Source organism: Mycolicibacterium palauense (assembly GCF_002592005.1).
In the GTDB taxonomy this organism is placed as follows: domain Bacteria; phylum Actinomycetota; class Actinomycetes; order Mycobacteriales; family Mycobacteriaceae; genus Mycobacterium; species Mycobacterium palauense.
Genome location: NZ_NVQF01000008.1, coordinates 98,529 through 110,512, shown reverse-complemented (window position 1 = coordinate 110,512; position 11,984 = coordinate 98,529). Strand labels below are relative to the sequence as shown.

Below are 11,984 nucleotides of genomic sequence, written 5' to 3'. Positions count from 1 at the left end.
CCGGCGGCCGCCGAGAGCGACCAAAGGAGGATCGTCGGCAGCGTCGGATGTGTATAAGAGCCAGGGCCGATGCGCGTGCCGGGGTGGTGGGCGCGGCGCACGCCGGGCGGGTGGGCGCGGCCAAGGGCATCGTGGTGCGCACGGTGGAGGCGATGACCAAGGCCGGAGCCGACGTCGCCGACATCTCGGTGCTGCTGGGGCCGGCGGTCAGCGGGGTCAACTACGAGGTCCCCGCGCCGATGGCCGACGAGGTGGAGGCCGTCCTGCCCGGCAGCCGCACACGCACCGCCAAGGGCACGCCGGGACTGGACCTTCGCGCCGGGATCACCCGTCAGCTGCGTGAGCTGGGGATCGGTGCGATCGATGTCGATCCGCGCTGCACGGTGGCCGATCCGGCCCTGTTCAGTCACCGCCGTGACGCCCCGACGGGCCGGCTGGCCTCGCTGGTGTGGTTCCAGTGACGGGCACGAGAGCGGGGGACACGATCGCCTCCGCCGAGCGCAAGGCCGCGCTGCGCAGCGCGCTGGCCCACCTGACCGACCGGCTGCACCGCGCGGCGCACCAGGCCGGGCGCAGCCCGGACGAGATCGAGCTGCTGCCGGTCACCAAGTTCTTCCCGGCCTCCGACGTCGCCGCGCTGGCCGAGCTGGGGTGCCGGTCCTTCGGGGAGTCCCGCGACCAGGAGGCCGCGGCCAAGGCCGGCGAGCTCGCCGGGATCCTTCCCGCGGGCGTGCACTGGCACATGGTCGGCCAGATCCAGCGCAACAAGGCCAGGTCGATCGTGTCATGGGCCGACGCGGCGCATTCGGTGAGCAGCCAACGCGTCGCCACGGCGCTGGGAAACGCTGCGGCCAAAGCGCTTTCGGAGGGCCGGCGCAGCGCACCGCTGCGGGTCTTCGTGCAGATCAGCCTGGACGGTGACACCAGCCGCGGCGGGGTGGACATCGGCGCCCGCGAGCAGGTCGACGCGCTGTGCGCGCAGGTGCACGACGCCGACGGGCTGGAGTTCGTGGGGCTGATGGCGGTGCCGCCGCTGGGCAGCGAACCCGACGCCGGGTACGCCAGGCTGGCCGCCGAGCGGGACCGGGTACAGACCGACTACCAGCAGCGTCTCGGTCTGTCCGCGGGCATGTCGGGCGATCTGGAGGCGGCGGTGAAACATGGATCCACCTGTGTGCGTGTCGGAACCGCCTTATTGGGATCTCGCCCGCTAACGTCACCGTGAGTAGTCACTCCAGTCACATCTTCATCACACGCACCAAAGTCCTCAGAGCTTCAGAAGGGTCCACGCGATGAGCACACTGCACAAGGTCAAGGCCTACTTCGGAATGGCTCCGTTGGAGGACTACGACGACGAGTACTACGACGATGACGACCGCGGGCACGGGCGTGGATATGCCCGCCGCGGAGAGCGTTTCGCCGACGACGGCTACGACCGTGGCCGCTACGGCGAGCGCATGGACGACCGCGACTACGACGATCCGCACGGCGAGATGGACTACCAGCCCGGCTATCGGGGCGGCTACGGCCTCGACGATCCCCGTGAGCCGCGCGAACCCCGCTTCCGTCCCCGCGAGTTCGAGCGCGCGACCCCGCGACTGGGGTCGATGCGCGGTGGCGGCCCGACCCGCGGTGCACTGGCGATGGACCCCCGCCGGATGCAGATGCTCTTCGACGAGGGCAGCCCGCTGTCGAAGATCACCACGCTTCGTCCCAAGGACTACAGCGAGGCCCGCACCATCGGCGAGCGCTTCCGTGACGGCACCCCGGTGATCATGGACCTGGTGTCGATGGACAACGCCGACGCCAAGCGGCTCGTCGACTTCGCCGCCGGACTGGCGTTCGCGTTGCGGGGTTCCTTCGACAAGGTCGCGACCAAGGTGTTCCTGCTGTCGCCGGCCGATGTCGAGGTCACCCCCGAGGAGCGGCGCCGGATGGCCGAGGCCGGGTTCTACGCCTACCAGTGATTCGCCCGCCGATCAGGGCCGTCCATCGGTGAGGGCCGACGCCGGGGACTCCGCGGCGCCCCGCCGAATCGGCCGAAGGTAGGCTGACGGAGTCGGATTCGCCGGCACCGTCCCGTCGCACGGGCGATGTCGGCAACATCACACGTCCTCAGTAAGGTCAGGCATTCGTTGGCGCTGTTCTTTCAGGTCCTGTACTTCGCGCTGTTCGTTTTCTGGCTCCTGTTGATCGCCCGGGTCATCGTCGAGTTCATCCGGTCGTTCAGCCGGGATTGGCGCCCGCGCGGCTTCACCGTGGTGATCCTGGAGGTGATCCTGACGGTGACGGATCCCCCCGTGAAGCTGCTGCGACGGATCATTCCGCAGCTGACGATCGGCGCCATCCGGTTCGACCTGTCCATCATGGTCCTGCTGCTGGTGGTCTTCTTCGGTATGCAGCTGGCCTACTCGGCGGCTGCCTCGGCCGCCGTGTGACCCGTCGCTCCCGGGGCTGGCATGCGGATGGTATTCGGCTGGCATCGCGCTTAGCCGACGGGCTCCGCGCGCGCCGCGTATACCTCGAAAAGGTCGTTTTCGGTGGCCGCCACGCCGAAAAGCCGGGCAAAAAAGATTGAAATTCACTCTTAATTATCGACCTCAGGCGCAACCGGCGGGTCTGGTGTGACAGGATGGACGCCAGTTACTCCACGGCTACCACCCGGGTCGCTCGCTCTAATAGTGTGAGATCGGCTCGACCATCCACGAACGAGGGGGCAGACAATGCCGCTGACACCAGCCGACGTCCACAATGTGGCGTTCAGCAAGCCGCCGATCGGTAAGCGTGGCTACAACGAGGACGAGGTCGATGCGTTCCTCGACTTGGTGGAAAACGAGCTGACCCGTCTCATCGAGGAGAACGCCGACCTGCGCCAGCGGGTCAGCGAGCTCGACCAGGAGCTGGCCGCGGCCCGCGCCGGCGGCGGCGGGCAGGCCACCCAGGCGGTGCCGCTCTACCAGCCCGAGCCCGAGCCGGAGCCCGAACCAGTGCAGCCGGTCTACGAGGCCCCGGCGCCGACGCCGGCGCCCGCGGCCACCGGGGAGGAAGCCCACATCAAGGCGGCGCGGGTGCTGGCACTGGCCCAGGACACCGCCGACCGCCTGACCAGCACCGCCAAGGCGGAGTCGGACAAGATGCTCGCCGATGCCCGGGCCAACGCCGACGCGATGATCAGCGAGGCCCAGCGCACCGCCGAGTCCACCGTCAACGACGCGCGCTCGCGGGCCGAGTCGATGCTCGCCGATGCGCAGAGCCGCTCGGAGACCCAGCTGCGGCAGGCCCAGGAGAAGGCCGACGCCCTGCAGGCCGATGCCGAGCGCAAGCACTCGGAGATCATGGGCACCATCAACCAGCAGCGCACCGTTCTGGAAGGCCGCCTCGAGCAGCTGCGCACCTTCGAACGTGAGTACCGCACCCGCCTGAAGACCTACCTGGAATCCCAGCTGGAGGAGCTCGGTCAGCGCGGTTCGGCGGCTCCCGTCGATTCCGGCGCCGGCAACGACGGCGGCTTCAACCAGTTCAACCGCGGCAACAACTGAACCGAACCGGGTAGTGCGCGGTCCGGTTCCGCGGAGGAGATGATCGATCGATGTTGATCGTTGCGCTGGTGCTTGCCGTCATCGGCCTGGCGTCGTTGGTCACCGCGGTCGTCACCAGCAACGAGCTGGTGGCCTGGGTGTGCATCGGGGCCAGCGTGCTCGGGGTCATTCTGCTGATCATCGACGCGATTCGGGAGCGGCATCGCGCCGAGGCCGAGCCCGCCCTGGTCGGAGGCGGTGACGAGGCCGGTACCGCATCGGGTGATGCGATCGACGAGACCTACCAGAACTTCGACGCCGAGTATCCCGAGGACGAGGTGGCCACCACCGCGGCCGCCGATGCCGTGACCACCGTGGATGAGTCCGGTGGCGCCGCAGAACCGGAAGCCGAGTCGGCGGCCGGGCCCGCGGGCGAATCGGAGGCCCCGCAGGAAGCACCGTCGGAGGAGACCGGCGAGTCCGGGGAGCCGGGCGAGGACGCGGGGGAGGCCGAGGAGGCGGGGGAGACCGGCGATTCCGCCGAGGACGCTGGGGACGCTGGGGACGCTGGGGACACTGAGACCGCCGAGGACGCTGAGGACGCCGAGGACACCGAGGCGACTGAGGCCACCGAGGACACTGAGGCCGCCGGGGAGGTCACCGAGGAGGCCACCGACGAGACCGGAGAACCGGCGTCGGAATCCGGGCAGCCCGGCGGCGAGGAGCACCGCGACCGCGACTGAGCCGGCTCAGCCGTCGAGCAGCCTGCGTACCTCGTCGTCGTCGACCTGGTGGAAGTCCCGGTAGGAATACCCCACCGCCATGAAGTCCCGTCTCAGGTCCGGGCACACGAAATCATCTGCGATACCGGCGAATTCGTCGACTGCACTGGCCGGTGCGGTCGGCACCGTCACCACCACCTGCGCGGCGCCGCGATCGCGCACCGACAGCACGGCCGCGCGCATACTGGCCCCGGTGGCCAGCCCGTCGTCCACCAGAATCACCGTGCGGCCGCGCGGGTCGGCCGATGGCCGTCCCGACCGGTAGGCGGTCTCGCGGCGGGCCAACTCACGGCGTTCGCGGTCGATCACCGGCGCCAGCGAGTCCTCGGAGACCCCCAGCGACCGCATCAGGTGTTCGTTGAGCACCATCCGCTCACCGGCGATCGCGCCCAGTGCCAGTTCCTCGTGGCCCGGCGCCCCCAGCTTGCGCACCACGGCGACGTCGAGTTCGGCGCCCAGCGAGGTGGCCACCTCGGCCGCCACCGGCACCCCGCCGCGGGCCAACCCCAGCACCAGCAGCCCGGCCCGGCCCCGATAGTCGCCCAGCGCCTCGCTCAGCACCCGCCCGGCATGACGGCGGTCGGCGAACATCAACCCGTCCATACCCCATTGCACACCATCGCCGTGCCGTTGTGCCGCTCCCCGGTGGAGTCGGCCGCAGATTCCCGCCGGAGATTCGGTCAGCCATTCGTCACCGTTTCCGTCGGCGTTCCGCGCTCATCCGGCGACGCGGGCGGGTACACCCGGTGCCATGGGAATCGAATACTCCAGCGTCCTGGCGCACCCGATCGACGACGTCTTCGCCTGGCACACCCGACCGGGGGCGCTGGAGCGCCTGCTGCCGCCGTGGCAGCCCATGTCCGCGGTACAGGAGGCGGTCTCACTGGCCGACGGTCGCGCCGTGCTCGGTCTGCCCGGCGGACTGCGCTGGGTGGCCCAGCACGATCCCACCGCCTACGACCCGCCGCGCCGCTTCGTCGACGAGTTGGACGCCGCCGGGCCGATGTCGTGGCCGCCGCTGGTGATCCGGCACTGGCGGCACACCCACGACTTCGCCGACCGTGGCGACGGCACCACCCTGCTGCGGGACCGGGTCGAGACGCCCGTGCCCGCGCGGCTGCTCAGGTCGACCTTCGACTACCGGCACCGCCAGCTCGCCGAGGACCTCGGGGCGCACCGCGACGCCGCCGCGGCCGGGGCCGGGCGGCTCACCGTCGCGGTGACGGGTTCCTCGGGCCTGGTCGGCACCGCGCTGTGCGCGCTGCTGAGCACCGGCGGACACCGGGTCGTCCGGCTGGTGCGCGGGACCCCCGCCGGCCCCGACGAACGGCAGTGGCGACCGGATGCGCCCGCCCCCGACCTGCTGGCCGGCGTCGACGCCGTCGTGCACCTGGCCGGCGAGTCGATCGCCGGCCGGTTCACCCCGCGCCACAAGGCCGCCATCCGTGACAGCCGCATCGAGCCGACACGGCGGCTGGCCGAGGCCGCCGCGCGCACCGGCGACGGCCCCCGCGTCTTCGTCGGTGCCTCGGCGATCGGGTTCTACGGATATGACCGCGGCGACGAGACCCTGACCGAGGACGCAAGCCGCGGAGACGGTTTCCTGGCCGATGTCGTCACCGACTGGGAGGCCGCCACCGCGCCCGCCGCCGACGGCGGTCTGCGGGTGGTGCGGGTCCGCACCGGCATCGTGCAGTCCGCGCGGGGCGGGACACTGCGGCTGCTGTGGCCGCTGTTCTCCGCCGGTCTGGGCGGGCGGCTGGGCTCCGGCCGGCAGTGGCTGTCGTGGATCGGCCTGGACGACCTGATCGACATCTACTACCGGGCGCTCTACGACGCCCGGATGAGCGGCGCCGTCAACGCCGTGGCACCCGAACCGGTGCGCAACAGCGACTACACCGCCGCCCTGGCGGCGGTGTTGCACCGCCCCGCGGTGCTGCCGGTGCCGGCGCTGGGGCCGCGGTTGCTGCTGGGCGCCGACGGGGTCCGGGAACTCGCGGCGGCCAGCCAGCGGGTGGAGCCGGCCGCCCTGGCCGGACTCGGGCACCGGTTCCGGGCACCCGGGATCGCCGACGCCCTGGGACATCAGCTGGGGCGTGAACGGGCGGGCCGGGCTTCGCCGGTTCAGGACTGAGCCACGGCCCCGGAGGTGTCGGCGGCGACCCGGTCCAGGAACGCCGCGACCAGCGCCCGCAACCGCGACACCGCGGCATCGCGTTCGGCGGCGGTGGCCGCCCGCAGCCCGGCGGCGGTGAGCCCGAGCCGGCCGAGCTCGTCGTCGTGGTCGTGGGCGATCCACAGGTCCAGCAGCGGAGCGTCGAGCTCGGGGTGAAACTGCAGGCCCATCGTCCTGCCCAGCACGAAGGCCTGGGTGGCGCCCGCGGTGCGGGCCAGCTCGGTGGCACCCGGCGGGGTGCTGAACCGGTCGAAGTGCCACTGGAACCAGGGGCCGGCCGGGATCAGGCCGGGGTCGCTGCTGTCGAGCTCGTACCAGCCGATCTCCGGTGCCGGCGACCGGGAGACGGTACCCCCGAACGCCTGCGCCACCAGTTGGCCGCCGAAACACACGCCGAGCACACCCACGCCCGCGGCTGCGGCGTCGCGAACCATCGCCATCTCCGCGCCGACCCAGGTGCGCCCCAGGGCCTCGTCGTGCACCGAGAACCGGGATCCCAGCGGGACGATGACGTCGTAGCCGGTGGGGTCGGGAAACTCGACGTCGAACGCCGGGTGGTCCACGCGGTCCTCCGGGACGGCGGTGAACACCTCCACGTCGAACCCGCGCTCGGTGAACGCGTCACCCAGCAGGGCCTCCGGAGCGGTCGGATCGTTGTAGATGAACAGGACTTTCGGTGCCACGGCCTTGACGGTACCGTCTCAGCCCGGTCGCTGCGGGGGAGCCTGTTCCGGGGCCAGCTCGGCCGCGATCCGGCGGAACAGCGTGTCGGCGGCGTTGGGGTAGTCGCCCTCGTCGTCGAAGGCGTCCCGATCGAAGGTGACCGCCACCGCGATCGCGATCCGCCGCGAGGGCAGATACGCCCCCACCGCGGCGTAGCCGAAGAACTGCGGATTCTGCAGTAACCACTCGCCCGAGATCACCAGCCCGAGACCATAGGTGTACCCCGTGCTCATCGCCGCGCAGGTCGGACAGCCCGGTTGCGGGTGGGTCCGGCCGCGCAGGTCGGTGGAGGCCATGGCGGCATAGGACTCGGGGGACAGCAGCCGGCCCGAACCCACCCCGGCCGCGCCGGCGGCCAGATCGGAGATGGTGGTCGTCTGCACCGCGCCGTGGGTGATGGTCCACGACGGGTTCCAGAACGTGGACTCCTCGTAGAAGGGTACATCGGGCGGAACGTGCAGTGCCGCACGGCGTTCCGAGGTGAAAGCGTGCAGCACGGGCGCCGGGATCTGCGCGGTGAAGGAATTCGCGGTGTCCTTCAGGCCAAGGGGGCCCAGCACCTGCTCGTCGAGCAGCTGGGGCATCGGCTGGCCGGTCGCACGTTCCAGGGCCATCCCCAACAGCACATAGTTGGTGTGGGAGTAGTTCCAGTTGGTGCCCGGTTCGTAGAGCAGCGGTCTGGACACCGCGTAGCCGAGTAGCTCGTCGGGTTCCCACTGCCGGAACGGATCCCGGTCGAGCGCGGCGTTGAACTCGTCATTGCCCAGGACGTAGTCGGCGTACCCCGACGTCATCTGCGCGAGCTGCCCCAGGGTGACCCGGTCGGAATGCGGGATGTCGGGCAGCCACGTGGACAGCGTGTCCTGAAGGGACACCGTGCCCTCGTCGACCAGGCGCAGCAGCAGGGTGGCGACGTAGGAGATCGCCACCGCACCGTTGCGGAAGTGCATGTCCGTGGTGGCCGGCACTCCGGTCATCGAGTCGCCGAACGCCTCGGTGAGCACCTCCTTGCCGTCGATGGTCACGCGGACCAGTGCCGCCTTGAGATGCTGTTCGGTCATCGTCGCGCGCACGAGGTCGGTGACTTCCGGCGCGGTGGAGGTATGGGTCGTGGGTGTGGCCTGCCGCGGGTTCTCCGGGGACACGCATCCGCTCAGCACGCTCAGGGTGACCAGCGCGGCCACCGCGGTGCGCAGGCGGCGGGCGACGTCCATGGCGGGTGTCTTTCGGTTCGGTGCCGGAGGAAACCGATGCCGGTTGCCGGCGCGGTCGGGGGAACACGACGCGCCGACGATACTGCCCGGGGCGCTCCTGCGCCCGACAATTCGCGCCAGACCATCGAGATCACGTGCGACCCCTCACGCCGGTCATACGGTGATCTGGATCGTGCCGCCGATCTCGTCGACCGGGTAGGCGCGTACCGACAGACCGCTGCCGGTCACCTCGGCTCCCGTGCACATGTCGTAGCTGTAGTTGTGCAGCGGGCAGACCACCACGGCGTCGTCGGTCAGCCCGTCGGCCAGCGGGCCGCCCTTGTGCGGGCAGATCGCCCCCAGCGCCCGCAGGGAACCGTCCCGCAGGCGGTACACGGCGATCTGCTCGCCCGCCACGGCGTAGGTGCGGCCCTCGCCCACGGGGATCTCCTCGACCGGGCCCACCGGGATCCGGCTGCTCATCGCACCGGCACCTGCGGCAGCGGCAGCAGCGGCAGCGCACTGCGGAATTGCCCCTCGGTGGCCGGCTCCCGGCCGTCCTTCCAGGGATCGCGATAGGCGGCAACGGATTTGGCCATGTTGGCGTCCAATTGAGCCGCGGCTCCCTCGGTGTCGTCGACCACCACCGCGCGGATGTGGTCGATGCCGACCCGCGGTACGAAGGCATAGGTGCGTTCCAGCCAGTTGGCGTTCTCGCGGTAGTACTGCAGGAATCGGCCGGTCAGGGTCATCACCTGCTCGGGGGTCTCCACCGTGGCCAGCAGATCGCCCTTGCGGACGTGCGCGCCCGCGGCGCCGCCCACGTAGATCTCCCAGCGTCCGCCCTCGACCGCGACGACGCCGAGGTCCTTGCACAGCGCCTCGGCGCAGTTGCGGGGGCAGCCGGTGACGGCCAGTTTCATCTTCCCGGGGCTGGCCAGTCCCTGGTAGCGCTCCTCGATCGCGATGCCCAGTGCGGTGGAGTCACCCAGTCCGTAGCGGCAGAAGTCGCTGCCCACACAGGTTTTCACCGTCCGGAAGCTCTTGCTGTAGGCATAGCCGGAGGGCATGTCCAGATCCGCCCACACTGCGGGCAGGTCCTCCTTGCGCACCCCCAGCAGGTCGATGCGCTGACCACCGGTCAGCTTGATCATGGGGATGTCGTACTTGTCGGCGACGTCGGCGATGCGGCGCAGCTGAGCCGAACTGGTCACACCGCCGCGCATCTGCGGCACCACCGAGAAGGTGCCGTCGCGCTGGATGTTGGCATGCACGCGGTCGTTGATGAAGCGGGCGTCGCGTTCGTCGACGAACTCCTCGGCCCACATCATCTCCAGCAACGACGACAGCGCCATCTTCGACCCGGCGTCCGGCCTGCCGTCCGGGGCCAGCGCGGCGAACACCGAGGACACCGAGTGCAGCTTCAGTTCGCGGATCTTGGCCATCAGCGCCGGTTTGTCGTAGGGCACCCCGGGCACGTACCAGGAAGCGGAGGGGTCCTCGGTGACCGCGCCGCCGGCGGCCCATTCGACGATCTGGCCGACCAGTTGCTTACACGATCCGCAGCCCTTGCCCGCCCTGGTCTTGGCCATCACCCCGCTGACCGAGGTCTCGCCGTCCTGGACACAGCCCACCAGGGTGCCCTTGGACACCCCGTTGCAGTTGCACACCTGGGCGTCGTCGGCGAGTTCGGCGACCCCGACCTCGACGTCGGGGGTGCCGATGTCGAACATCAGCGCCACCCGCTCCTCGGGCAGCGGCAGCCCGTTGTCGAAGGCCTGGCTCAGGAACGACACCTTGCTCACGTCGCCGACCAGGGTTGCCCCGACGAGCTTGCCGTCGCGGATGACGACGGTCTTGTAGACACCGTGCTTGGGTTCGGAGTACTGGATGAATTCGTCGTCGGGGTGTTCGGGTGTCTTGACGCCCATCGCGGCGACGTCCACACCGGCGACCTTGAGTTTGGTGGCGACCCGGGACCCGTGATAGGCCGCGCCCGGGTCGGTCCCGGTGAGATGGTCGGCCAGCACCCTGGCCTGCTCCCACAGCGGGGCCACCAGCCCGTAGACCTGCCCGCGGTGCTGGGCGCACTCGCCGACGACGTAGATGTCGTCATCGTCGACCGAACGCATGTGGTCGTCGGCGACGATCGCGCGTTCGACCGTCAACCCGGCACGCATGGCCAGCCCGACGTTGGGCCGGATCCCGGCCGCGATCACCAGCATGTCGCAGTCCAGCCGCTCACCGTCGGAGAAGACGATGCCCGCCAGCCGGCCGGTCGGGTCGTCGACGAGCACCTCGGTGGTGCGTTTCTCGGTGTGCACACCGATGCCCAACGCCTCCACCGAGTTCCGCAGAATGTTGCCGGCCAGGTCGTCGAGCTGGGCGTTCATCAGCGTGGGGCCGGCATGGACGACATCGACGGTCAGTCCGCGGTTCTGCAGCCCGCGGGCGGCCTCCAGGCCAAGCAGGCCGCCGCCGATGACCACCGCCTTGGTGCGGGTGGCGGCCTCGGCGATCATCGCCGAGGTGTCGTCGAGGGTGCGGAACCCGAACACCCCGTCGGCCAGGGTCTTGTCGTCGCGCCACAGTCCGGTCATCGGTGGGAAGAACGAACGGCTTCCGGTGGCCAGGATCAGTTTGTCGTAGCGCATGGCGGTGCCGTCGTCGGCGTAGACCAGGTGGGCGTAGGTGTCGATACGCACCACGCGGACACCGGCGCGCAGGTCGATCTCGTGCTCGGTGTACCAGTCCAGGGCGTTGAGGTAGATCTCGGCCGGGTCGTCGCTGCCGGCGAGCACATTGGACAGCAGAATGCGGTTGTAGTTGCCGTAGGGTTCGTCACCGAACACCGTGATCGAGTACTTCTCGGCGCCGCCGCGGGTGAGCACCTCCTCGATGGCACGGATCCCGGCCATGCCGTTGCCGACGACGACCAGCCGGGCCTTCGCGGTGGACCCGGCGTGGCCGTTGGACCCGGCGCTGACGGTGGCGGTCATCTAGAACTCCACCAGGCCCAGGTCGACGACGACGCTGCCCGACGAGCCCGCCGGCGCGGCGATGTAGAGCTCCAGCACGGTGTCGGCGAGCAGGTCCTCGACCACGCGCAGTGCGACATGACTGGCACTCTTGGCGCCGATAGGGAAGTAGCGCATGGGTTTTCCATCGCGGTAGAGGATCACGGTGACCATCTCGTCGCTGGAGTTGCCGCCGCGGAAGTACACCGGCTGGGTGGTGGCGCCGGCGGGCACCGCGTACCGCAGCGAGGGGTCCAGTGGATCGGCCTTGTCGTAGCCCTTGCCGTCGAAGTCGAACGCGCCCTGCAGGAAGCGTGGTGTGCTGCCGTCGTTCATACGTCTGCTCGCCCTCCGGTCGATTGTGTCGCCCCGCCCGGACAGAATCGGCCGGGGGCAGCTGAAAAGCCTTGTAGCTAAAGCTGTTCAGAGATACCGTTGTCGACGTCTGCCATCACTGGCAGCAGCTCGGTGTAGGCCCGAAGCTAGGTCGGGATTGTTACGCGGCTGTTTCGGGGGTGAGTCGAGGATGAATACCGTCGCTGACATCGCCGCCGGCGCCGCGATGAGATCTTTGT

At 70.0% G+C, this 11,984-nt stretch carries 13 protein-coding genes; 7 read left to right on the top strand and 6 right to left on the bottom strand.

The features are described 5' to 3' along the window. From CSR00_RS05595 to CSR00_RS30050, 6 genes are all read left to right on the top strand, one after another. On the top strand, nt 1-461 hold a 461-nt coding region (locus tag CSR00_RS05595), incomplete at its 5' end, for a laccase domain-containing protein (RefSeq protein WP_141564292.1). After that, nucleotides 458-1,225 carry a YggS family pyridoxal phosphate-dependent enzyme gene (locus tag CSR00_RS05590; protein WP_245905845.1) on the top strand — a complete coding sequence of 256 codons (768 nt, stop codon included), beginning with the start codon at nt 458-460 and terminating at the stop codon, nt 1,223-1,225. The genes CSR00_RS05595 and CSR00_RS05590, both read left to right, overlap by 4 nt. Nucleotides 1,226-1,292: 67 nt before the next feature. Beyond that, entirely contained in the window at nt 1,293-1,967 is a 675-nt protein-coding gene (locus tag CSR00_RS05585) for a cell division protein SepF (protein WP_099021390.1), read from the top strand. A gap of 168 nt (nt 1,968-2,135) precedes the next feature. Further along, on the top strand, nt 2,136-2,438 hold the full coding sequence (locus CSR00_RS05580) for a YggT family protein (protein WP_099021389.1): 303 nt from the start codon (nt 2,136-2,138) through the stop codon (nt 2,436-2,438). Nucleotides 2,439-2,723: 285 nt separating this feature from the next. Then, nucleotides 2,724-3,539, top strand: coding sequence for a DivIVA-like cell division protein Wag31 (gene wag31 / locus CSR00_RS05575; RefSeq protein WP_099021388.1), 816 nt, complete (start codon nt 2,724-2,726; stop codon nt 3,537-3,539). A 50-nt stretch (nt 3,540-3,589) separates the two neighbouring features. Further along, the gene (locus CSR00_RS30050) at nt 3,590-4,261 is read left to right on the top strand and encodes a hypothetical protein (protein WP_141564291.1); all 672 of its coding nucleotides are present in this window, start codon (nt 3,590-3,592) and stop codon (nt 4,259-4,261) included. Nucleotides 4,262-4,267: 6 nt separating this feature from the next. Here CSR00_RS30050 and CSR00_RS05565 read toward each other — a convergent pair whose 3' ends face one another. Beyond that, nucleotides 4,268-4,903 (bottom strand): phosphoribosyltransferase, encoded by a 636-nt coding sequence (locus tag CSR00_RS05565; RefSeq protein ID WP_099021387.1) that lies wholly within the window; start codon nt 4,901-4,903, stop codon nt 4,268-4,270. Nucleotides 4,904-5,051: 148 nt separating this feature from the next. On the opposite strand from CSR00_RS05565, the gene CSR00_RS05560 reads away from it, so the two are divergent. Then, a complete protein-coding gene (locus tag CSR00_RS05560) occupies nt 5,052-6,434 on the top strand; it encodes a TIGR01777 family oxidoreductase (protein WP_099021386.1) in 1,383 nt (460 codons plus the stop codon). Here the strand turns inward: CSR00_RS05560 and CSR00_RS05555 are convergent. The 5 genes from CSR00_RS05555 to CSR00_RS05535 all read right to left on the bottom strand — a co-directional run bounded on the left by CSR00_RS05555 (nt 6,425) and on the right by CSR00_RS05535 (nt 11,745). Beyond that, nucleotides 6,425-7,159 (bottom strand): type 1 glutamine amidotransferase, encoded by a 735-nt coding sequence (locus CSR00_RS05555; RefSeq protein WP_099021385.1) that lies wholly within the window; start codon nt 7,157-7,159, stop codon nt 6,425-6,427. The genes CSR00_RS05560 and CSR00_RS05555 overlap by 10 nt on opposite strands. Nucleotides 7,160-7,177: 18 nt before the next feature. Beyond that, nucleotides 7,178-8,413 (bottom strand): serine hydrolase domain-containing protein, encoded by a 1,236-nt coding sequence (locus CSR00_RS05550; protein ID WP_099021384.1) that lies wholly within the window; start codon nt 8,411-8,413, stop codon nt 7,178-7,180. Nucleotides 8,414-8,566: 153 nt separating this feature from the next. Next, nucleotides 8,567-8,875, bottom strand: a complete 309-nt coding sequence (locus CSR00_RS05545) for a Rieske (2Fe-2S) protein (RefSeq protein WP_099021383.1) — start codon at nt 8,873-8,875, stop codon at nt 8,567-8,569. Beyond that, nucleotides 8,872-11,391, bottom strand: a complete 2,520-nt coding sequence (gene nirB, locus CSR00_RS05540) for a nitrite reductase large subunit NirB (protein WP_099021382.1) — start codon at nt 11,389-11,391, stop codon at nt 8,872-8,874. The genes CSR00_RS05545 and nirB overlap by 4 nt, the downstream gene beginning before the upstream one ends. Next, nucleotides 11,392-11,745 carry a molybdopterin oxidoreductase gene (locus CSR00_RS05535; RefSeq protein WP_099021381.1) on the bottom strand — a complete coding sequence of 118 codons (354 nt, stop codon included), beginning with the start codon at nt 11,743-11,745 and terminating at the stop codon, nt 11,392-11,394. It lies immediately after the preceding gene. Nucleotides 11,746-11,984: the final 239 nt, after the last annotated feature.